The sequence below is a fragment of the Streptomyces sp. NPDC055506 genome, from assembly GCF_053643595.1.
Genome location: NZ_JBSHKH010000139.1, coordinates 1 through 21507, shown reverse-complemented (window position 1 = coordinate 21507; position 21507 = coordinate 1). Strand labels below are relative to the sequence as shown.

At 70.0% G+C, this 21507-nt stretch carries 21 protein-coding genes, 1 tRNA gene and 1 pseudogene; 11 read left to right on the top strand and 12 right to left on the bottom strand.

What is annotated here, in order from left to right; translation table 11 throughout:
* Positions 1-45: 45 nt before the first annotated feature.
* The gene (clpB, locus tag ACWIF2_RS34485) at positions 46-2643 is read right to left on the bottom strand and encodes an ATP-dependent chaperone ClpB (protein WP_454364823.1); all 2598 of its coding nucleotides are present in this window, start codon (positions 2641-2643) and stop codon (positions 46-48) included.
* Between the two features lie 123 nt (positions 2644-2766).
* Between clpB and ACWIF2_RS34480 the strand changes: the two genes are divergently transcribed.
* Positions 2767-3183, top strand: a complete 417-nt coding sequence (locus tag ACWIF2_RS34480) for a pyridoxamine 5'-phosphate oxidase family protein (protein WP_454364822.1) — start codon at positions 2767-2769, stop codon at positions 3181-3183.
* 177 nt (positions 3184-3360) lie between these two features.
* On the opposite strand, the gene ACWIF2_RS34475 is transcribed toward ACWIF2_RS34480, so the two are convergent.
* Both ACWIF2_RS34475 and ACWIF2_RS34470 read right to left on the bottom strand, forming a co-directional pair.
* Positions 3361-3696 carry a Rieske (2Fe-2S) protein gene (locus ACWIF2_RS34475; protein ID WP_189725667.1) on the bottom strand — a complete coding sequence of 112 codons (336 nt, stop codon included), beginning with the start codon at positions 3694-3696 and terminating at the stop codon, positions 3361-3363.
* Positions 3697-3698: 2 nt separating this feature from the next.
* On the bottom strand, positions 3699-3881 hold the full coding sequence (locus ACWIF2_RS34470; RefSeq protein WP_370869203.1) for a hypothetical protein: 183 nt from the start codon (positions 3879-3881) through the stop codon (positions 3699-3701).
* A gap of 182 nt (positions 3882-4063) precedes the next feature.
* Here ACWIF2_RS34470 and ACWIF2_RS34465 point away from each other — a divergent pair, with 182 nt between their 5' ends.
* Positions 4064-5017, top strand: coding sequence for a helix-turn-helix transcriptional regulator (locus ACWIF2_RS34465; protein WP_454364821.1), 954 nt, complete (start codon positions 4064-4066; stop codon positions 5015-5017).
* On the opposite strand, the gene ACWIF2_RS34460 is transcribed toward ACWIF2_RS34465, so the two are convergent.
* Positions 4971-6017, bottom strand: coding sequence for a LuxR C-terminal-related transcriptional regulator (locus ACWIF2_RS34460; RefSeq protein WP_454364820.1), 1047 nt, complete (start codon positions 6015-6017; stop codon positions 4971-4973). The two genes, ACWIF2_RS34465 and ACWIF2_RS34460, sit on opposite strands and share 47 nt — an antisense overlap.
* A 350-nt stretch (positions 6018-6367) precedes the next feature.
* Here ACWIF2_RS34460 and ACWIF2_RS34455 point away from each other — a divergent pair.
* Both ACWIF2_RS34455 and ACWIF2_RS34450 read left to right on the top strand, forming a co-directional pair.
* Positions 6368-7995: pseudogene (locus ACWIF2_RS34455) on the top strand (IS200/IS605 family accessory protein TnpB-related protein).
* Positions 7996-8134: 139 nt separating this feature from the next.
* A complete protein-coding gene (locus ACWIF2_RS34450) occupies positions 8135-8623 on the top strand; it encodes a DUF6083 domain-containing protein (RefSeq protein WP_454364819.1) in 489 nt (162 codons plus the stop codon).
* 5 nt (positions 8624-8628) lie between these two features.
* Here ACWIF2_RS34450 and ACWIF2_RS34445 read toward each other — a convergent pair.
* Positions 8629-8703: transfer RNA gene (locus ACWIF2_RS34445), tRNA-Cys, on the bottom strand.
* Between the two features lie 223 nt (positions 8704-8926).
* On the opposite strand from ACWIF2_RS34445, the gene ACWIF2_RS34440 reads away from it, so the two are divergent.
* The 6 genes from ACWIF2_RS34440 (at position 8927) to ACWIF2_RS34415 (ending at position 14907) form a co-directional block, all read left to right on the top strand.
* Positions 8927-10369, top strand: a complete 1443-nt coding sequence (locus ACWIF2_RS34440) for an MFS transporter (RefSeq protein ID WP_454364818.1) — start codon at positions 8927-8929, stop codon at positions 10367-10369.
* Positions 10370-10455: 86 nt separating this feature from the next.
* Positions 10456-10656, top strand: a complete 201-nt coding sequence (locus tag ACWIF2_RS34435; RefSeq protein ID WP_454364817.1) for a hypothetical protein — start codon at positions 10456-10458, stop codon at positions 10654-10656.
* Complete coding sequence (locus ACWIF2_RS34430) at positions 10653-11093, top strand: type II toxin-antitoxin system death-on-curing family toxin (RefSeq protein ID WP_454364816.1); 441 nt, start codon at positions 10653-10655, stop codon at positions 11091-11093. Before ACWIF2_RS34435 ends, ACWIF2_RS34430 begins: the two co-directional genes overlap by 4 nt.
* A 138-nt stretch (positions 11094-11231) precedes the next feature.
* Positions 11232-13031 carry a DEAD/DEAH box helicase gene (locus ACWIF2_RS34425; protein WP_454364815.1) on the top strand — a complete coding sequence of 600 codons (1800 nt, stop codon included), beginning with the start codon at positions 11232-11234 and terminating at the stop codon, positions 13029-13031.
* 349 nt (positions 13032-13380) lie between these two features.
* Positions 13381-14022, top strand: a complete 642-nt coding sequence (locus ACWIF2_RS34420) for an IclR family transcriptional regulator (RefSeq protein ID WP_382500238.1) — start codon at positions 13381-13383, stop codon at positions 14020-14022.
* Between the two features lie 93 nt (positions 14023-14115).
* Complete coding sequence (locus ACWIF2_RS34415; RefSeq protein ID WP_454364814.1) at positions 14116-14907, top strand: S16 family serine protease; 792 nt, start codon at positions 14116-14118, stop codon at positions 14905-14907.
* Here the strand turns inward: ACWIF2_RS34415 and ACWIF2_RS34410 are convergent.
* The 7 genes from ACWIF2_RS34410 to ACWIF2_RS34380 all read right to left on the bottom strand — a co-directional run bounded on the left by ACWIF2_RS34410 (position 14904) and on the right by ACWIF2_RS34380 (position 20172).
* Complete coding sequence (locus ACWIF2_RS34410) at positions 14904-15089, bottom strand: hypothetical protein (protein ID WP_454364813.1); 186 nt, start codon at positions 15087-15089, stop codon at positions 14904-14906. The genes ACWIF2_RS34415 and ACWIF2_RS34410 overlap by 4 nt on opposite strands.
* A gap of 1 nt (position 15090) precedes the next feature.
* Complete coding sequence (locus ACWIF2_RS34405; protein ID WP_454364812.1) at positions 15091-15675, bottom strand: ArsR/SmtB family transcription factor; 585 nt, start codon at positions 15673-15675, stop codon at positions 15091-15093.
* Between the two features lie 71 nt (positions 15676-15746).
* Positions 15747-16706, bottom strand: coding sequence for a glycine betaine ABC transporter substrate-binding protein (locus ACWIF2_RS34400; RefSeq protein WP_454364811.1), 960 nt, complete (start codon positions 16704-16706; stop codon positions 15747-15749).
* Positions 16703-17518 (bottom strand): ABC transporter permease, encoded by an 816-nt coding sequence (locus ACWIF2_RS34395; RefSeq protein ID WP_454364810.1) that lies wholly within the window; start codon positions 17516-17518, stop codon positions 16703-16705. The genes ACWIF2_RS34400 and ACWIF2_RS34395 overlap by 4 nt, the downstream gene beginning before the upstream one ends.
* Positions 17515-18777: an ABC transporter ATP-binding protein gene (locus ACWIF2_RS34390; RefSeq protein WP_454364809.1), complete on the bottom strand. Its 1263-nt coding sequence runs from the start codon at positions 18775-18777 to the stop codon at positions 17515-17517. Before ACWIF2_RS34390 ends, ACWIF2_RS34395 begins: the two co-directional genes overlap by 4 nt.
* Positions 18770-19417, bottom strand: coding sequence for an ABC transporter permease (locus ACWIF2_RS34385; RefSeq protein ID WP_454364808.1), 648 nt, complete (start codon positions 19415-19417; stop codon positions 18770-18772). Before ACWIF2_RS34385 ends, ACWIF2_RS34390 begins: the two co-directional genes overlap by 8 nt.
* Positions 19418-19701: 284 nt before the next feature.
* The gene (locus tag ACWIF2_RS34380; protein ID WP_454364807.1) at positions 19702-20172 is read right to left on the bottom strand and encodes an Lrp/AsnC family transcriptional regulator; all 471 of its coding nucleotides are present in this window, start codon (positions 20170-20172) and stop codon (positions 19702-19704) included.
* A gap of 123 nt (positions 20173-20295) precedes the next feature.
* Here ACWIF2_RS34380 and hppD point away from each other — a divergent pair, with 123 nt between their 5' ends.
* Positions 20296-21441 carry a 4-hydroxyphenylpyruvate dioxygenase gene (gene hppD / locus ACWIF2_RS34375; RefSeq protein WP_454364806.1) on the top strand — a complete coding sequence of 382 codons (1146 nt, stop codon included), beginning with the start codon at positions 20296-20298 and terminating at the stop codon, positions 21439-21441.
* Positions 21442-21507: the final 66 nt, after the last annotated feature.

Sequence of the window (21507 nt, the reverse complement as noted above, 5' to 3'; positions counted from 1 at the left end):
CCCCACAGGTGCGGGGCGGGCCGTCGCCGGGGCATGAGCGGCCGGTCAGAGGGTCTTGCCCGTCGCCGGGCCCACGATCAGGCCCTCCTCGAAGCGGTCCACCCGGACCGTGTCGCCGTCCTTGATCTCGCCGGAGAGGATCTCCTTGGCGAGGCGGTCGCCGATCGCGGACTGCACGAGGCGCCGCAGCGGGCGGGCGCCGTACGCCGGGTCCATGCCCTCCTCGGCGAGCCAGGCCAGGGCCTCGGGCGTGATGTCGAGCGTGAGGCGCCGCTCGGCGAGGCGCTTGGCCAGACGGTCGAGCTGGAGCTTCGCGATCCGCTCCAGCTCCGGCTTGGTCAGCGCGGCGAAGACGACCAGGTCGTCCAGGCGGTTCAGGAACTCCGGCTTGAAGGAGGTCCGCACCACCTCCAGGACCTGCTCCTTCTTCTCCTGCTCGCTGGTCACCGGGTCGACCAGATACTGGCTGCCCAGGTTCGACGTCAGCACGAGGATCGTGTTGCGGAAGTCGACCGTGCGGCCCTGGCCGTCCGTGAGCCGGCCGTCGTCCAGGACCTGGAGCAGGATGTCGAAGACCTCGGGGTGGGCCTTCTCCACCTCGTCCAGCAGGACGACGGAGTACGGGCGGCGGCGCACCGCCTCGGTGAGCTGGCCGCCCTCCTCGTAGCCGATGTAGCCGGGCGGGGCGCCGACCAGCCGGGCCACGCTGTGCTTCTCGCCGTACTCCGACATGTCGATGCGGACCATCGCCCGCTCGTCGTCGAAGAGGAAGTCGGCGAGGGCCTTGGCCAGTTCGGTCTTGCCCACACCCGTCGGACCCAGGAAGAGGAAGGAGCCGGTGGGCCGGTCGGGGTCGGCGATGCCGGCGCGGGAGCGTCGTACGGCGTCGGACACCGCCCGCACCGCCTCGGTCTGCCCGATGAGGCGCTTGCCGAGCTCGTCCTCCATGCGCAGCAGCTTCTGCGTCTCGCCCTCCAGCAGACGCCCGGCCGGGATGCCGGTCCAGGAGGCGACGACGTCGGCGATGTCGTCGGAGCCGACCTCCTCCTTGACCATGGTGTCCTTCGCGACCTCCTCCTCGGCCTCGGAGGCGGCCTCCAGCTCCTTCTCCAGGGCCGGGATCTCGCCGTAGAGCAGCTTGGAGGCGGTGTCGAAGTCGCCGTCGCGCTGGGCGCGTTCGGCCTGGCCGCGCACCTCGTCGAGGCGTTCCTTCAGCTCGCCGACGCGGTTGAGGGACTGCTTCTCCTTCTCCCAGCGGGCGGTGAGGCCGCGCAGCTCCTCCTCCTTGTCGGCGAGGTCGCGGCGCAGCTTGTCCAGGCGCTCGCGGGAGGCGGCGTCGGTCTCCTTGCCGATCGCCAGCTCCTCCATCTTCAGCCGGTCGACGGCGCGCTGGAGTTCGTCGATCTCGACGGGGGACGAGTCGATCTCCATGCGCAGCCGCGAGGCGGCCTCGTCGACCAGGTCGATGGCCTTGTCGGGCAGGAAGCGGGAGGTGATGTACCGGTCGGAGAGCGACGCGGCGGCGACCAGCGCGCTGTCCGCGATCTGCACCTTGTGGTGGGCCTCGTACCGTCCCTTGAGCCCGCGCAGGATCGCGATGGAGTCCTCGACGGTCGGCTCGGCGACCAGCACCTGCTGGAAGCGGCGCTCCAGGGCGGGGTCCTTCTCGATGCGCTCGCGGTACTCGTCGAGGGTCGTGGCACCCACCATGCGCAGCTCACCGCGCGCCAGCATGGGCTTCAGCATGTTCCCGGCGTCCATGGCGGAGTCGCCGCCCGCACCGGCCCCGACGACGGTGTGCAGCTCGTCGATGAAGGTGATGATCTGCCCGTCGGAGTCCTTGATCTCGGCCAGGACGGTCTTCAGCCGCTCCTCGAACTCACCCCGGTACTTCGCCCCGGCGACCATCGCGCCCAGGTCGAGCGCGACGAGGCGCTTGTCCTTCAGGGACTCGGGCACATCGCCCTTCACGATCCGCTGGGCGAGCCCCTCGACGACGGCGGTCTTGCCGACCCCGGGCTCACCGATGAGGACGGGGTTGTTCTTCGTACGGCGGGACAGGACCTGCACGACCCGCCGGATCTCCTGGTCCCGCCCGATGACCGGGTCGAGCTTGCCTTCGCGGGCGGCGGCGGTGAAGTCGGTGCCGAACTTCTCCAGGGCCTTGTACTGGCCCTCGGGGTCAGCCGTGGTCACCCGGCGCTGCCCCCGCGCCTTCTGGAAGGCGGCCTGGAGCTTCTTGGCGTCGGCGCCCTGCTGGGCGAGCACCTCGCCGGCCGCGCCGCCCTTCGCGGCGATGCCGACGAGGAGGTGCTCCGTGGAGAGGTACTCGTCCCCGAGCTCCTTCGCGCGGGCCTGCGCGTCGGCGACGACGGCGAGCATCTCGCGGTTGGGCTGGGGCGGCGCCACGGTGGAGCCGGTCACGCTGGGCAGCCCGGCGAGCACGCGCTCGGCTCCGGCGCGTACGGCCGCCTGGTCGGCGTCGACGGCCGCGAGCAGATCGGTGATGTTCTCGTTGTCCTGGCCCTGGAGCAGCGAGAGCAGCAGATGGGCGGGGGTGAGGTCGGGGTGCCCCTCGGTCACGGCCCGGTTGCTGGCCGCGTTGATCGCGTCCCGGCTCCGGTTGGTCAGCTCGGCGTCCACGTTCGCGTTCTCCTCCTCCTTGCACTGACCGGATCAGCGCACTGACTCAATCAGCGTACATAAAGTTGAGTCTATTCCACTCAAGGCCGGATCCGGGAGTGCGCGAGGGTTATGTTCCGGGTCATGGCCACCAAGTACTCCGTCGATCCGAGTGCCCCCGACCAGCCGTATCTCGCCTTCTGGCGGGAACGGCACGTCTGCACCCTGACGACTCCCCGCCCGGACGGCACTCCGCACGTGGTACCCGTCGGAGTCACATACGATCCCGAGGCCCGTCTGGCTCGGGTGATCGCGAACAAGGCGAGCGCCAAGGTGCGCCATGTGCTGGCCGCCGGGGAGCGGGGGGCGGCCGTCGCCGTCTGCCAGATGGAGGGCAAGCGGTGGGCGACGCTGGAGGGCCGGGCCTTCGTCCACGGCGAGCCCGACCGGGTCGCGGAGGCGGAACGCCGCTACGCGGAGCGTTACGGCCGAACCCCGTCGCCCAACCCGGCGCGCGTGGTCATCGAGATCGAGCTGACGCGAGCGATGGGGCGCGGGTGAGCGAGGTTGAGCGGAGTGAAAATCCACACCGGTGATCGACTGCTTCCGGCCACCGCGTGACCAGGCCGATTCCAGGAAATGTCCCCCAAAACTGCAGCGGCGTCACCGTGTTCAGGTCACGGTGACGCCGCTGCGGGGGGAAGCACCTGAGCGATCTGTTACGACGGGGGAATCGCGTCAGGCACTGCGGGGGGTGGCAGAGATGGTCCTCGGGGCAGGAGACTCGGCGTCCACCTGCTCGTGGTCCCTTTGGTCCAGGTTCACAAAGATCATTCCGTACCGTACGGCACATCGCACGGGCTGCGGCGCCCCCCGAGGCCGCCGCAGACACCGGTAAGCCCGCACGTCCTCGTCATCGTCCCGTGTGACGACCACCGGCTCGCCGAAAACAGTCACCATCAACGAGTCACCGCTGTGGGGGATGGCGGTGACCAGGTCGATGAAGTGCCAGCCTGAGCGGTAGGCGGTGGCCATTTCACGACGGAAGGAGCGGTCGTCGGGTGGAGTGGTCACGGTCAGCTCCCGGATTCCGCTGCCCCGGAACTCGGCCAACTGCTGTTACTCGCGCCGTTGGTGTTCACGGCAACAGACGGCCAGCTGCTGTTCGCCCGAACATCGTCCTTCGCATCGGAGAAGCCACTCAGGGTGCCGAGGGCCACAACGGCGGAGAAGGCGGCGACAAGCACCGAGCGAAGCATTCTGTTACGCATAGTCGGCTTCGTCCTCACTTGAAGGTCCCCTTTTCCCCCGTCAGGTACGACGATGGCTCATTCGGGCACGTCATGGCCACACAATCGATGCATCATGTTCCTGCATGTTCAGGACCCTGGGGGGTGGAGATTTGATAGCAAATCCGACTAAGGCGACACATCCCCACGCGATGACCGAGTGGTGCGAGGAGGGCGGCCGTCTGTATGCCGCCGCACTGCGCGCCGGACGCATCGCTCGCGCGGATGCGGAGCCCGCCCCCTGCCTGGTGGAGTTCGCCCTGCTTCATCCGGATCCGGACGACCCCAACTGGCTGCGGCCGGTGCCCCCGGCGGTCGCCCTGTCCCGGCAGCTCAACCCGCTGGAGCAGGAGATAGCCGACCGCCGTCGTCTGGCAACCGGCCTCGCGGAGACCTTTCAGCCGTTCATGGCCCTGGGTACCCAGCTGGCCGCCACCAGTGACGCCATCACTGTGCTCGAAGGCGGCGAACGTATCAACGCCGCGCTCAACATGGCCACCATCCAGTGCCAGGCGGAGATGCTCACCGTCCAGCCGAGCGACCGGATGTCCGAGCGCAGCCTGCTGCGCGGGCTGGAGCGTGACAGGCCGCTGATCGAACGCGGCGTGCGCATCCGCACCCTGTACCAGCACACCGCCCACTACAACCCCGAGCAGCTGGCCTACGCCGCCCAGCTCTCCGACGGCAAGGCGGAGTACCGCACCATCGACGAACTCGTCGAGCGCCTGATCATCTGCGACGAGTCCGTCGCCTTCATCCCCGCCCGCGACGACCAGCAGGTCGCTCTGGAACTGCGCCACCCCGGCCTGGTCCGCTACCTCATCAAGCTCTTCGAGTACCTGTGGGACCGCTCGGTGCCGCTGAGCACGGGCACCCCGTACGAGACCGCCCGCGGCGGCATCACGGACATCCAGTACTCCATTGCCAAGCTCCTGGTCGAGGGCCACGTCGACGAGGCCATCGCCCGCCGGCTGGGCATGAACGTACGCACCTGCCGTGCGCACATAGCCAAGCTGGCCTCGGCCCTGGGCAGCGGCAGCCGGGCCCAACTCGGCTACCTCATCGCGCAGTCGGGGATCCTGCAGCAGGATGACCGGGAACCCTGAGGGACGCCGCCGAGCGCGGCGGGCCGTCCAGGCCCGCCTGGGCGATGCGCACCCCGAGCTGGGTACGGCTCGCCGCCCCCAGCGTCTCCGAGAGCCGCGCGATATGGGCCCGGCACGTCCGGACGCTTATCCCCAGCCGTTCCGCGATCACCGCGTCCTGGTGGCCCTCCGCCAGCAGGGCCGCGATGGACTGCTCCCGGTGGGAGATGCCCTCGATGCCGGTCTCGGGGAGCGGGGCGGTCAGCGGGGTGGCCAGGCGCCACAGCCGGTCGAACACCGTGACCAGGTACTCGATGAGCGCCGGATGCCGCAGCTCAAGGGCCATCGTGCGGTCGGTGTTGGCGGGGACGAAGGCCACCGTCCGGTCGAAGAGGATCAGCCGGTCGATCACCTCGTCCAGCGTGCGGGCCTCCACCGCGTCGCCCATCAGCTCCAGATACGTGAGCAGCCCCTGCCCGTGCCGGGCGACATGCGTGTACAGGTCCCGCATCCGCACCCCGCGGCCGCGCAGCGCCATCGCCCGGTGCAGTCCCTCGGAGAGTTCCGCCTCGCGCCGGATGCCGCCGGGCTGGACCGTGAGCACCTCGGTCGTGCACGCCTGGGTCGCCTCGTCCATCGCGGCCTGGATCCGGGCGAGCCCGTCCAGCACCCGGATCGCCGAGCCCTCGCCCGCGGGCGGGGCCGGCCGTACCCGGCGGCCGAGACCGGCGTACCACTCGACAGCGGCCACGGCCGAACCCACCCGCCGCTGACTGTCGCTCACCTCGTCGTACATCCCGCGCAGCAGCCGGGTCATGACCTCCTGCGGGGAGGTCGGCACCAGCCAGTCCATGTCGTCGGGGTCCGGGTGCAGCAGGGCGAGTTCCAGCAGACAGGGCACCGGTTCGGCATCCCCGCGCGGCACACGGCCCCGCCGTACGGCCCGGGAATACACGCGATCCCCGGCCTCGCACAGTCGGTCGGCACCGTGGGGATGCTCATCCGCGCCGTGCCTGGCCATCGCCCATCCCACCCCCGGTTCGCCGACTACCGCAGCGCAACTATGCGCGGACCGGACCTGCTCCGCAACACGGCTTCCCGCGCCGCGACCACCGGAAAACACCGCTACGCGCCGGTTTCGCCGAGCTTCAGCTCGTCACGTCGCAACAAATGGCCAGGGGGTTGTGAGCTGCTGCCGGATGACAGCGCATGAGTGAGTTCTGGCATGCATGAGTGAGGATCCGGCTGTTCGTGGCGGGGTCTCGCACTGGGGAACTGGAGTTCTTGTTCCGAATGCGTGACCTTTCTGGGTGGTGGCCGTTGGGTGTGACGGCGGGATGTCTTCGGGCCTGGGAGGGGAGGGTGGTGGCGGTGAGTGGACTGCGGGAGGTGGCGGCGCCGTTCGTCGCGCTCGGCCCGTCCGGTGTGGCGGTGCGTGACCGTCTGAAGCACCTCACGGCCGAGGACGAGAAGGTGCTCCAGCGGGTGGGCGCGCATCTGGGATCGCTGGCGTCGAAAGACCTCAAGGCCCGCTGCGCGGACGGGCTTGGACACTCCAGCGATACCTGGGCGGCGCGCAAGCGGGAGTTGACGGTCTTGTCGTCCTCGCGGTGGGCCGGGTCGATCACGAAGGCCACCCACGACCAGTGGGCGCTGGCCCGGCGCGGGCAGGCAGCACATGTCCAGTCGCTCGAGGCCGGTATCGCCACGATCCGGCACCGTCTGTCGCTCCCGGTCGGCGCCAAGGGCACCAAACACGCTCCGGGCGGCTACCGCTCCGCGCGTGAGTGGTTCAGCAAGTCGCGCCGCCTGCAGGTCCTCGAAGACCGGCTGAACCGCATCCGCGCCGACCGGGAAGCGGGCCGGGTGCATGTCGTGCGGGGCGGCAAACGTCTACTCAACACCCGCCACCACCTCGACACCGCACACCTCACCGAGACCCAATGGCGCCAGCGCTGGGAGGCCGGGCGCTGGTTCCTCGCCGCCGACGGGGAGTCCGGCAAACGCTTCGGCAACGAGACGATCCGCATCACACCCCAGGGCGAGGTCAGTATCAAGCTTCCGGCCCCGCTCGCTTCGCTGGCGAACGCTGGGCACGGCCGGTACGTCCTCGCCGCGAAGGTGCGCTTCCTTCACCGGGGCTGGAGTGGGCCGACCGCGTCGAGGCCAACCGGGCGGTGGCCTACCGCATCCACCACGACGTGCAGCGCGGCCGCTGGTATGTCACGGCGTCCTGGCAGATCCCGCCGACGAGGACGGCCCCGATGGAAGCCGCCCTCGCCCACGGTGTGATCGGTGTCGACACCAACGCCGACCACCTGGCCGCATGGCGCCTCGACACCCACGGCAACCCCATCGGCCGTCCCCGCCGGTTCTTCTACGACCTGTCCGGCAGCACCAGCCATCGTGACGCCCAGGTCCGGCACGCCCTGACCCGGCTGCTGAACTGGGCCAAGTCCTGCCGCGTCACAGCCATCGCGGTCGAAGACCTCGACTTCCAGGCCGAGAAAACCAGAGAGAAGCACGGCCGCAAGCGCCGCTTCCGGCAGCTCATCTCGGGCATGCCCACCGGCAGGCTGCGGGCCCGGCTGACCTCGATGGCCGACCAGAGTGGCATCAGCATCATCGCCGTCGACCCCGCCTACACCTCGAAATGGGGCGCCCAGCACTGGCAGAAACCACTCGCAACCCCCACCCGCAAGACCAGCCGGCACGATGCCGCGAGCATCGCGATCGGCAGGCGCGCCCAGGGGCATCCGATCCGGCGACGGACGGCACCGCCCCGTGCACACCAGAGCGATGCGCACGGGCATCGGACCGTCCAGGCCCGACCGGACACCCTCGGGCGTGAGGGAGCCCGCCCCCGCGTTCCCGGACCACGGACACGATCCGTGCCGCCGGACGCGGGCCGTACGCGGGCGACCAGGACATCCAAAACCGTTCGGGATGTCCGCAGCGACCAGGAATGGGTACAACACTCACTCCTGCTCACTGAATAGGAACGGTTGCCCGTGCGTCAGGGTCAAGCACGGGACCGGGCAGCGGAGCGGTGACCTGCGCCTTGCCCCACCCGACTGCTCCCGTTGCGCCCTGATTGCGCCCTACCCCGGTCCCGAACACCCCCTGATGCTCGGTCTTATGGGGGATACAGCTGAGCCGAGCATCATCCCGTTACACGACCCCGACGGACACCGGCAGGCGCCGCCGGGCGTGCCGCAGCCGTGGGAGAAGACCGACCGGGCCCAGGCCGCGATGGAAGGCGCCACAGGGCCCGAGCCGCCCGCCCCGCCCGTCTGCCCCAACTGTGGGCTCGTCGGTGATCGGCGTGTCACCTATTACGGCTGGCACGTCCTCCTCGAACCGGACATGCCGGTGCCGGCACACATGGTGCCCGCCTGGCACCGCTGGTACGTGGACTCCAACGGAACGGCCTGGAACAGCCGCGCGGACGAGCCCGCGCCCGGTGCCGTGTGCCGGGTACCGCACCGGATCGCCTGCCCCGGCCTGAGACTCGAGGAGATCGGCCTGTGGCGGTGGCTGGACGCCGTACGCACGGAGAACGCCCGCCGGGCTTGGCGAAAGGCCGACGAGGAGGCCGGCCAGGAGCCGCTTCCGGACGCCGGGTGACGCTGTGGAGGCCGTGGCGGGATTCGAACCCACGTAACTCGCTTTGCAGGCGAGCCCCTGAACCACTCGGGCACACGGCCGGGTCGAGGGGGAACGGTTCGGCACACGGCCGTGTTCCAACTCGATGTCCTGACAGTAGGTCGGTGGGGAAGCGGTGCTCAAGGGCATCGAGTGTGTCGCAATGGGACTGCCATACGGCGTTCACAGAGCGCGGGTCGGGCCAGGGTCGTACGACCAAGGTCGGGGTGGTTGGCCGTCTCGCGACAGGGGTCAACCCGCCCTGTGGAACTTACGCTGGCGGGCATGACCGTCCCCAAGTCGAGTGACCCAGAGGTCGTAGACGCCGCCGTCCCGTCGGTTTCCGAGGTGGAGGAGACCGTGCTGGGGCGGGCGTACCGGGCGTTGAGCGTCGGGATCGTCTCCGTCGTGCTGCTCATCGCCTTCGAGGCGACGGCCGTGGGGACGGCGATGCCGGTCGCGGCGCGGGAGCTGGACGGGGTGTCGCTGTACGCGTTCGCGTTCTCCGGGTACTTCACGACCAGTCTGTTCGGGATGGTGCTCGCGGGGCAGTGGTCCGACCGGCGTGGGCCCCTCGGGCCGTTGGCGGTCGGCATCTCATCCTTCGGGGCCGGGCTGCTGCTGTCGGGGACCGCCGGGGTGATGTGGCTGTTCATCCTGGGGCGGGCCGTGCAGGGGCTCGGCGGCGGGCTGGTGATCGTCGCGCTGTACGTCGTCGTCGGGCGGGCCTATCCGGAGCGGCTGCGGCCGGCGATCATGGCGGCGTTCGCCGCGAGCTGGGTCGTACCGTCGATCGTCGGTCCGCTCGCCGCCGGCACGGTGACGGAACAGCTGGGCTGGCGATGGGTGTTCGTCGGGATTCCCCTACTCGTCGTCTTCCCGCTGGCGCTCGCGGTGCCGCAGATACGGCGCCGGGCCGCCGGTCCGGTCGGGGAGGCGGTCTCGAAGTCCTTCGACCGTCGGCGTATTCGTCTCGCCCTGGCCATCTCCCTCGGTGCCGGGCTGCTCCAGTACGCCGCCCAGGACCTGCGCCCCCTCTCGCTCCTGCCCGGTGTCGTGGGCGTGGCCCTGCTGGTGCCCGCCGTGCTCGGGCTGTTGCCGAGGGGTACCTACCGTGCTGCCCGCGGATTGCCCTCCGTAGTGCTGCTGCGCGGTGTCGCCGCGGGGTCCTTCGTCGCCGCGGAGTCCTTCGTGCCGCTGATGCTCGTGACCCAGCGCGGGCTCAGTCCGACACTGGCCGGGTTCTCGCTCGCCGCGGGCGGCGGGACGTGGGCGCTGGGCTCGTGGGTGCAGTCGCGGTCGCGGTTCGAGCCGTACCGGGAGCGGTTGACGACCGTCGGAATGCTGCTGGTGGCGGCGGCCATCGCCACGGCGCCGAGCGTCCTGATCGACTCCGTGCCCGTCTGGACCCTGGCCGTCGCCTGGGCCTTCGGCTGTCTCGGCATGGGGCTCGTCATCTCCTCCACGAGCGTGCTCCTGCTCCAGCTCTCGGCCCCGTCGGAAGCAGGATCCAACTCCGCCGCCCTGCAGATCTCCGACGGCCTCTCCAACGTCGTCCTCCTGTCCGCCGGAGGAGCCGCCTTCGCCGCCCTCGGCGGAGGCACGGTGACCCACACGGCCGCACACACCTCCGGCTCCCATCCGGCCGCCTTCGCGGCGGTGTTCCTGCCGATGGCCGGGGTGGCGTTGGTGGGGGCCTGGGTGACGACGCGGCTGCGGGAGCGGTGAGCACCCCTCGCCTCGTGGGTTGTTGGGGCCGGGGCGGGTCGTAAAGAGTTCGCCGGTTCCCCGGAACGCTCCCTATCGTCACCGGCATGACGGACTTCACCATCCCCCTCCCGCCGGACGTCCGGCGCGAGCTCGACGACCTCGCGGACGCCACCGGCCGTCTCCCCGAGGACATCGCGCTGGATGCCGTACTGCACCGGCTGGCGCGGGAGTCGTCGACGGTGCGGGGCACGGCGGAGTCGCTCGCCGGCGCGCACGCCGATCTGCTGCGGAGGCTCGGCGAATGACCAGCCAGAGCAGCCAGAGCAGCCAGAGCAGCCAGAGCAGTCAGACCGGGCAGACCAGGCACCTCACCGTCGCGGAGGTCACGGCGATCGCCCGCATCGCCTTCGGCGGGCGGGGCGACGGGCCCGCCCCCGAGGTCCGGGAGACCGGACTGCTGGTCTCCGCCGTGCACCGCCCGCGCGCCCGGATGTTCGGCACGGCGGCCTACGAGGACCTGCACGAACAGGCTGCCGCGCTGCTGCACGCCATCGCGACGAACCATCCCCTCGTCGACGGGAACAAGCGCACGGCCTGGCTGGCCGCCGCGACGTTCCTCGGTGTCAACGGCGTCGACCTCACCGGCTGCGACCAAGATGCCGCGTACGACCTGGTCATCGATGTGGCCTCCGGGGACGAGAGCGACATCTCCGTCATCGCGGGGCGGTTGAGGGAGCTGTGACGTGGATCCCACCCTTGGGTGGTCCGGGGTTGTCCGGGCGTTGACGGGGGCGGGCCGCCGGTAGGGTGGCCCGGTTGTCATACGTAGCCGAGCCGTTTGGCTCGCTTGGACGAGCCGCCCGACCCCCTTACGGAGACCGTGACTACCACCGCCGGCACAAGCTCTGCCTCGCACCACCTGTCCCCGGCGTTCCCCGGCCGCGCCCCCTGGGGTACCGCCAGCAAGCTGCGCGCCTGGCAGCAGGGCGCGATGGAGAAGTACATCCAGGAGCAGCCGCGGGACTTCCTGGCGGTCGCCACCCCCGGCGCCGGCAAGACGACCTTCGCGCTGACGCTGGCCTCCTGGATGCTGCACCACCACGTCGTCCAGCAGGTCACCGTCGTCGCGCCCACCGAGCACCTCAAGAAGCAGTGGGCGGAGGCGGCCGCGCGGATCGGCATCAAGCTGGATCCCGAGTACAGCGCGGGGCCGCTCGCCAAGGACTACCACGGGATCGCCGTGACGTACGCCGGTGTCGGTGTGCGGCCCATGCTGCACCGCAACCGGGTCGAGCAGCGCAAGACCCTCGTCATCCTCGACGAGATCCACCATGCCGGTGACAGCAAGTCGTGGGGCGAGGCCTGCCTGGAGGCCTTCGAGCCCGCCACTCGCCGGCTCGCCCTGACCGGTACGCCCTTCCGGTCCGACACCAACCCCATCCCCTTCGTGACGTACGAGGAGGGGAACGACGGGATCCGGCGGTCCGCCGCCGACTACACCTACGGCTACGGCAACGCCCTCGCCGACAACGTCGTGCGGCCCGTCATCTTCCTCTCCTACAGCGGCAACATGCGCTGGCGCACCAAAGCCGGTGACGAGATCGCGGCGCGGCTGGGCGAGCCGATGACCAAGGACGCCATCAGCCAGGCCTGGCGTACCGCCCTCGACCCGCGCGGCGAGTGGATGCCCGCCGTGCTGCGCGCCGCCGACCAGCGGCTGACCGAGGTGCGGAAGGCCATTCCGGACGCGGGTGCGCTCGTCATCGCCGCGGACCAGGACTCCGCGCGTGCGTACGCCAAGCTGATCCGCGAGATCACCGGCAGCAAGGCCACGGTCGTGCTCTCCGACGACACCGGCGCCTCGAAGAACATCGACGACTTCAGTGCGAGCACCGACCGGTGGATGGTCGCGGTGCGCATGGTGTCCGAGGGTGTCGACGTGCCGCGGCTCGCGGTGGGCGTCTACGCCACCACCATCTCGACGCCCCTCTTCTTCGCCCAGGCCGTCGGGCGTTTCGTGCGGTCCCGGCGCCGCGGCGAGACGGCCTCCGTGTTCCTGCCGACCGTGCCCGACCTGCTCTCCTTCGCCAACGAGATGGAGCGCGAGCGCGACCACGTCCTCGACAAGCCCAAGAAGCAGGGTGAAGAGGACCCCTACGCCGAGTCCGAGAAGGAGATGGACGAGGCGAACAGGGAGCAGGACGAGGACACCGGCGAGCAGGAGCAGTTCTCCTTCGAGGCGCTGGAGTCCGAGGCCGTCTTCGACCGGGTCATGTACAACGGCGCCGAGTTCGGCATGCAGGCCCACCCGGGCAGCGAGGAGGAGCAGGACTACCTCGGGATCCCGGGGCTGCTCGAGCCCGACCAGGTCCAGCTGCTGCTCCAGAAGCGGCAGGCCCGGCAGATCGCGCACAGCCGCAAGAAGCCGGACGAGGAGGCCGACCTGCTCGAAGTGCCCGCCGAGCGGCGGCCGGTGGTCTCCCACAAGGAGATGATGGAGCTGCGGCGGCAGCTCAACGGGCTGGTCGGCGCGTACGTCCACCAGAGCGGCAAGCCGCACGGGGTGATCCACACCGAGCTGCGGCGCGTGTGCGGGGGGCCTCCGGCGGCGGAGGCGACGCCGGGGCAGCTGCGGCAGCGGATCGCCAAGGTGCAGGAGTGGGCGACCCGGATGAAGTGACGCCCTCGCCGGCATCGCCACGCCAGGTTCCGGATGTGCGGGTGTCGTGTGTGCCCGGTGGGGCGACGCGAGGCTCCTGATGCGCGTATGAGGGCAAAGGGAGCCAGTTGCCCCTGGGCTGTGCCCGGATTCTGGACGGAGCCTTCCGCTCAGCGAACCCACCCCGCTACTGTCCGGCTACGCACACGCCCCGTGGCAGAGCCGCCGCGGAGCGCAGCCGTGAAGCGACGCGGTCCGGACAGGCCGGGCCGCCGGCCGATCGGCGGCCTCTGAAGCGCGTTGCCGACGGGACTCGGTGACGCACCAGCCGCCAGAGGGCCGCCGACCTCACCACTAAGGAGTGGGCGTCGTGACCGCGGAGACCTCCCAGACGCTCGACAGAGGACTGCGGGTCCTCAAGCTGCTCGCCGACACGGACCACGGGCTGACCGTGACCGAGCTCTCCGTCCGGCTGGGCGTGAACCGGACCGTGGTGTACCGGTTGCTCGCCACACTGGAACAACATGCCCTCATACGCCGTGACCTGGGCGGACGTGCCCGTGTCGGGCTCGGCGTGCTCGGTCTGGGGCGGCAGGTCCATCCGCTGGTACGGGAGGCCGCGATGCCGGCGCTGCGGTCGCTGGCCGAGGACATCGGCGCCACGGCGCACCTGACCCTGGTCGACGGGGCGGACGCGCTCGCCGTGGCCGTTGTGGAGCCGACCTGGACCGACTATCACGTCGCCTATCGCGCCGGGTTCCGTCATCCCCTGGACCGGGGCGCCGCCGGCAAGGCGATCCTCGCGGCCCGGCAGCACCCGATGGCGGACCCGGGCTACACCCTCACGCACGGGGAACTGGAGGCGGGCGCCTGCGGGGCGGCGGCGCCGCTGCTGGGCGTGACGGGCGTCGAGGGCAGCGTGGGCGTGGTCATGCTGGCGGACGTGGTGCCCGAGCGGGTGGGGGAGCGGGTCGTCGAGGCGGCGCGGGAGGTCGCCGAGGCGTTGCGCTGACCTCTGCCCTGTCCCCGGACAGGGTCCGGACGACGGACAGGGTCCGCACGACCTGATCCGGGCCGGATCCCGCCCCCGAGTTAGATTGATCCCGTGTTCTCTCGTCTCACGCGCCCCCGGGCCATCGCCGTCTGTGCCCTGCCCGTCGCCGCCCTGTTCGCCACGGCGGCGTTCGCGCCACTGCCGTTCTCGGTGGCGCAGCCGGGGATGACGGCGAACGTGCTCGGGGAGAACAAGGGCGCCGAGGTGATCACCATCTCGGGCGCACCGGCCCGGGACACCCGCGGGCAGCTGCGTATGACGACCATCGAGGCGACCTCCCCCGACACCCGTGTCTCGCTCCCCGACGTCATCGACAGCTGGTTCCGCACCGACCAGGCGGTCATGCCGCGCGACGCCGTCTATCCGAACGGGGACAGCGTCAAGGAGATCGAGCGGCACAACGAGGAGCAGATGAAGGAGTCCCAGGACGCGGCGACGCAGGCCGCGCTGGGCTACCTCGGTCTGAACGCCAAGGACGTCAAGGTGAGCCTGAAGCTCGCCGACGTGGGCGGGCCCAGCGCGGGGCTGCTCTTCTCCCTGGGGATCATCGACAAGCTCGACGGCGACGGCAGCGGCGGGGACCTCACGGGGGGCCGCGTCATCGCCGGTACGGGCACGATCGCCGCGGACGGCACGATCGGTGCGGTGGGGGGTGTCGCCCTCAAGACGCAGGCGGCGAAGCGTGATGGCGCGACGGTGTTCCTCGTCCCGAAGGCGGAGTGCGGGGATGCGCGGGCCGAGCTGCCGAAGGGCCTTCGGCTGATTCCGGTGACCACGCTGAAGAGCACGGTGAGTTCCCTGGTGGCCCTGGAGACGGGGAAGGGCTCAGTGCCGAGTTGCTAGTGGACGGCCGCTGCCGTCCCCGGCCGGGTGGCGAGCCGCAGCCCGACCTCTACGAGAGTCCAGCCGAGACGGGCACGGAGATGGTGCCCCTGCCCGGCTCGGACGGGCCTCGGGGCCCCGGCCTCGGCTCGGAGCTCGGCGGCGCGGGCGTGGTGCAGGGCGAGGTGGATGTCGGGGTTCATCTCAGTCCGTCCTGATCGGGAAGGCGTGGGTGTGGAAGCGGACCTGCTCGGCGCCGGGGGTGTCCTCGGTGGGTGTGCGATCGCGGTAGGAGTCGATCAGCGCGTGCATCTTCTCGACGAGCTCACGCGTCAGCTCGGGTGTCAGTCGCAGCGTGGCGCTGCTCATGTCCCAGGCGTCGCTCCACTCCTCGGGCCATGAGTCACGGTTGCCCAGCCATGTCGCCAGTTCCCGGGTCTGCGTGGTGGCGACCTCGTGGAGGTACAGGTCCGCAGCCCCGCGTACGGCCGGATCCGAGTCGCTGAGCAGGGCGTCGTCGAAGCGCAGGCCGTGGTGCACTGCCTGCCACCAGCGCTCGCGCCCCTTGCCCCGCTCGGGGGCGTCCTCGACGAAGCCGTACTCGGCGAGCTGGCGCAGGTGGTAGCTGGTGGCTCCGCTGGACTCGCCCAACTTGTCGGCCAGTTGGGAGGCCGTGGCCGGGCCGCCGAAGCGCAGGGCGTCCAGCAGCTGCATCCGCAGGGGGTGTGCGAGTCCGCGCAGGGAGCGGGCGTCGAGCTGCCGCACTTGAGGGTTCTGGGGTTCGGGCATGATGCAAAGCTATCCTTGCAAAGGAATCCTTGCAAGGGTTTCTTTGCAACTCATGTCCGCCCCGCTCGTGATCACCCCTCCCTCACAAACCCCTCCTCCACCATCCAGTCCAACGCCACCTGATGCGGATCCTCCCCGTCCACATCCACCTTCGCGTTCAGCTCCCGCGCCACCGCGTTGTCCAGCTTCGCCGTGACCGGATCAAGCACCTCCGCGATCGCCGGCCACTCCTTCAGCGTCTTCGTGTTGATCATCGGCGCGGCGTTGTAGTTGGGGAAGAACCTCTTGTCGTCGTCCATCACGGCGAGGTTCATCGAGTTGATGCGCCCGTCGGTGGTGTACACCTCCCCGTAGGTGCAACTCCCCTTCGCCGCCTGGGTGTAGATGATCCCGGTGTCCATCTGCGTGATGTCCCGGGCCGGTACGTCCATGCCGTACGCCTTCTGCATGCCCGGCAGCCCGTCCGCCCGGTTGGCGAACTCCACCTCCACGCACAGCGACGCCGCCCCGGGGTCGGACTTCGCGAGTTTCGCCACGTCCGACAGGGTCTTCGTGCCGTACTTCTTCGCGTTCTCCTGGTTCATCGCCAGCGCGTACGTGTTGTTGAGCTCCGCGGGCCGCAGCCAGGTCACCCCGTTGCGGGCGTCGTCCTTGCGCACCGCCTCCCACTGCTCGCGCGGGTCGGGGATGGGCTTGCTGTTGCCCAGGTACGTGATCCAGGCCGTGCCCGTGTACTCGTACCCGGCGTCCGCGTCGCCCTTGCGGACGGCCTCGCGGCTGCCGATCGAGCCCTGGATGCCGGTGCGGTCGATCACCTCCGCGCCGGCCGCCTCGAACGCGATGCCCATGATCGAGCCCAGGATCAGCTGCTCGGTGAACGACTTCGACGTCACCGTCAGCTGCGCCCCCTTCAGCGGCTCACCCCGGCCGATCGAGCCCGGCTTCACGTCATCGGTCATGGGGGACCCACTGGTCAGCCCACAGCCGGACACCGTCGTCACCAGCACCACCGCCCCCACCAACCCCCTCATGACTGCAACCCCCGCGGCCGCAGCAACAGCTCCGCGATCGACGCCAGCCAGTCCACCAGCAGCGCCAGCGCGACCGTGAGGATCGAACCCAGCACCAGCACCGGCATCCGCTGGTTGGTGATGCCGGTCGTGATCAGTACGCCGAGCCCGCCGCCCCCGCCGAAGACCGCCAGGGTCGCCGTACCGACGTTCAGGACGAGGGCCGTACGGACCCCCGCGAGGATCAGCGGGACGGCCAGCGGCAGCTCGACCCGGCGCAGCACGCCCAGCGGGGACATGCCGATGCCGCGCGCCGCCTCCAGCAGGGTCGGGTCGTTCGCCTTGAGGCCGGTGATCGTGTTCGACAGCACCGGCAGGATGGCGTAGATGATCATGCCGATGAGGGCGGCCCTGCGGCCGATGCCCAGCCAGATGACGAGGAGCGCCAGCAGGCCGATCGCCGGGGTCGCCTGGCCCATGTTGGCGAACGCCATCGCCACCGGCGTGGCCCTGCTGAACGCCCGGCGGGTCAGCAGGATGCCCAGCGGGATGGCGATGATCAGCACGAAGAACGTGGAGATCACGGTCAGCTGGATGTGCTGCCACAGGGCCTTGGAGACCTGGCCGCCCGACAGGGCGTTCCGGGAGAGCGCGTCCAGGTCGGCTTGCTGGAACCAGAGGTAGGTGGCGAGCAGCAGGGCCACCAGGGCGGCGGGCAGGACGGTCAGCTTCTGCCAGCCGATGCGCGGGGGAGCCGGCGGCGTGCGGGGGACCCCGGCCTTCTCCTCGGCCGCCGGCCCGGAGGGAACGTCCTTCACCTCGGGCGCGGTCACGCCTTCCGCTCCCCGCCGAGGCCCACGCCCGTGACGGTCCCGCCGCCCTCCTGCTCCGCGTGCGTCTGCGAGGCCCGCAGCGACTCCAGTTCGTGCTGGTGCTCCAGCGCGTCGAGCCGGTCGGCCTCCAGCAGGTCGTGCACGGAGTTGATGAGGGTCTCCATGTCGACGACGCCCGTGTACTCGCCGTGCCGCCCGGTCACCGCCACCCGCCCCGCGCTGTCGGTGAGTACCGCCTCCAGCGCGTCCCTGAGGGTCGCGTCCCGGGTGACCGTGTCGTGCACCAGCGTCCCGGCCCGGGCCAGCGAGCCCCGGGCCCGCATCAGGTCGCCGCGCCTCAGCCACTTGTAGGGCCGGCCGCGCCGGTCGAGCAGCAGAACCTCGTTGGTGCCGCCGGCCCGCAGCCGGTTGAAGATCTGCTGCAACGGGTCGTCGATCGTGACGGTCGGGTAGTCGGTGACCTCCACGTCCCGTACGCGGGTGAGGTTCAGCCGCTTCAGCGCCGCCCCGGCGCCCACGAACCCGGACACGAAGTCGTCCGCCGGGTTGGTGAGGATGGCCTCCGGGGTGTCGAACTGCGCGATGTGGGACCGCTCGCGCAGGACGGCGATCCGGTCGCCGATCTTGATCGCCTCGTCGAAGTCATGGGTGACGAAGACGATCGTCTTGTGCAGCTCGTGCTGCAGCCGGATCAGCTCGTCCTGGAGATGGTCGCGGGTGATCGGGTCCACCGCCCCGAACGGCTCGTCCATCAGCAGCACCGGGGGATCGGCGGCGAGGGCCCGGGCCACGCCCACGCGCTGCTGCTGACCGCCCGACAGCTGGCGCGGGTAGCGGCCGTGGAACTCGCCCGGGTCGAGGCCCACCAGGTCGAGGAGTTCCTCGGTCCGCTCCTTGATCCGGTTCTTCGGCCAGCCGATCATCTTCGGCACCAGGGCGATGTTCTGCGCGACCGTCATGTGCGGGAAGAGACCGGCCGACTGGATGGCGTAGCCGACCTTGCGGCGCAGCTTGACCGGGTCCATGTCGGTGACGTCCTCACCGCCGATGCGGATCCGGCCGCCGGTCGGCTCGATCAACCTGTTGATCATCTTGAGCGTGGTCGACTTACCGCAGCCCGAGGGGCCGACGAAGACGACGACCTCGCCCGCCTTGATCTCCATGCTCACGTTGTCCACGGCCGGCTGCGCACTGCCGGGGAACCGCTTGGTCAGGCTCTCCAGTTCGATGGAGGCCCCGTGGTCGCCGGACTCAGGCACCGATCCCCCTGGGAATGGTCAGCCGTCCGATCAGGACGTACGCGGCGTCGAACAGCAGCGCCAGGACGATGATGCCGAGCGTGCCCGCGAGGACCTGGTTGAGCGCGTTCGCGCTGCCCAGCGAGGCGAGGCCGCGGAAGATGACGTTGCCGAGGCCGGGCCCTGACGCGTACGCCGCGATGGCCGCGATGCCCATCAGCATCTGGGTGGAGACCCGGATCCCGGTCAGGATCGGCGGCCAGGCCAGCGGCAGCTCGATCCGCAGCAGCCGGGCCGACCGGGACATCCCGATGCCCGTGGCCGCGTCCACCAGCGACGGGTCGACCCCGCGCAGGCCGACGATGGCGTTGCGGACGACGGGCAGCAGCCCGTACAGCGTCAGGGCGATCACCGTGGGGGGCACGCCGAGACCCACGATCGGGATGAGCAGACCGATCAGGGCCAGCGCCGGGACGGTCAGGATGGTCGCGGTGGTCGTGGTCGCGAGGTTCCCGGCCCACTCGCTGCTGTAGGAGACGACGCCGATCAGCACCCCGATCAGGGTCGCCACGACCATGCACTGGAAGACGACGCTCGCGTGCTGGTAGGCGTCCGTGAGCAGCTGCTCTTTCCGGGTGCCCAGATACTCCAAGAAGTTCACCTGGAACCTCCAGGAAACGTGATTTCACCCAAACAGCGAAATACCGCCCACCCGAACGGGTAAGGTGCGGAGCGTGCGTTGCGAGAGCCAAGCGCGCACACGGTGCTCGGCGAGAACCAAGCCAGCACAGCACCTCCTCTGCTTGCAGTACCGAACCGGGCAGGTTCCGTCCCGGCTGGTGTTGAAGGAGCAAGACCTTTCCGGTCGCTGACCGGGAAGGCTTCCTGAGCCAGGAATCCCTCGGTTTCAGTTGAGGGAGGGTTCAAACGCGCTCACCCCATGACTCAGGTCTCCTCCGCTGCCTGCTCCACCAGCGGGATGATCCGCAGCGGAACGGGGTTCTCCATGACGATCGCCGTGGAGGCCCGGACGATGCCATCAAAACCGACGACCCGGTCGATCACACGCTGGAGATCGGCGTTGGACCGGGCAACGAGGCGGCACATCATGTCCCCGCTGCCGGTGGTGGTGTGCAGCTCCAGCACCTCCGGCACCGTCGCCAAGTGGGCCCGTACGTCGGGCCCTTGGCCCTGCCGGATCTGGAGCGTCGCGAACGCCGTGACCGGGTAGCCGAGCGCCGCCGGATCCACCTGCGGACCGAAGCCTCGGATGACTCCGTTCGACTGAAGCCGGTCGAGGCGGGCCTGCGCCGTGCCCCGGGCCACTCCCAGCCGCCGGGACATCTCCAGCACCCCGATCCGTGGCTCCCGGGCCAGCAGCAGGATGATCCGGCCGTCCAGATGATCGATCGCCACAGCAGCCTCCCGAGATGGTCATCCTGTACAGAAGGGCCGATGCCACGGCCGTATTGCTGAACAGATTGCCCAGCGGAAACGCAAACTATTGCGCACCTTGCCGAGCGGGGAGACCCTGCGGCTATGACGCAGACCACACACCACACTCCCGACACCGCCCGGCAGGCCGACCCCTTCCCGGTCAAGGGAATGGACGCGGTCGTCTTCGCCGTGGGCAACGCCAAGCAGGCGGCGCACTACTACTCCACCGCCTTCGGCATGAAGCTGGTCGCCTACTCCGGACCGGAGAACGGCAACCGCGAGACCGCTGCGTACGTCCTGGAGAACGGCTCCGCCCGCTTCGTCCTCACCTCGGTCATCAAGCCCACGAGCGACTGGGGCCGCTTCCTCGCCCGGCACGTGGCCGAGCACGGCGACGGCGTCGTCGACCTCGCCATCGAGGTGCCGGACGCGCGCGCCGCCTACGCCTACGCGCTCGAGCACGGCGCCCGCTCGGTCACCGAGCCGTACGAGCGGAAGGACGAGCACGGCACGGTCGTCCTGGCCGCCATCGCCACCTACGGCGAGACCCGCCACACCCTCGTCGAGCGCTCCGGCTACGACGGCCCCTACCTGCCCGGCTATGTGGCGGCCCAGCCGATGGTCGAACCGCCCGCGCAGCGCACCTTCCAGGCGATCGACCACTGCGTCGGCAACGTCGAGCTCGGCCGGATGAACGAGTGGGTCGGCTTCTACAACAAGGTGATGGGCTTCACGAACATGAAGGAGTTCGTGGGCGACGACATCGCCACCGAGTACAGCGCGCTGATGTCGAAGGTCGTCGCCGACGGCACGCTCAAGGTCAAGTTCCCGATCAACGAGCCGGCCATCGCCAAGAAGAAGTCCCAGATCGACGAGTATCTGGAGTTCTACGGCGGCGCGGGCGTGCAGCACATCGCGCTCAACACGGGCGACATCGTCGAGACGGTCCGCACGATGCGCGCGGCCGGCGTCGAGTTCCTCAACACCCCCGACTCCTACTACGACACGCTGGGGGAGTGGGTCGGCGAGACGCGCGTCCCGATCGACACCCTGCGCGAGCTGAAGATCCTCGCCGACCGCGACGAGGACGGCTATCTGCTGCAGATCTTCACCAAGCCGGTCCAGGACCGTCCGACCGTCTTCTTCGAGATCATCGAGCGCCACGGCTCGATGGGCTTCGGCAAGGGCAACTTCAAGGCCCTGTTCGAGGCGATCGAGCGGGAGCAGGCCCGCCGCGGCAACCTGTAGCCCGATCGCCGACCCGGGCCGTGCGGGTGTCACGGGGCACCCGCACGACCCCGGCACCCGGACGAC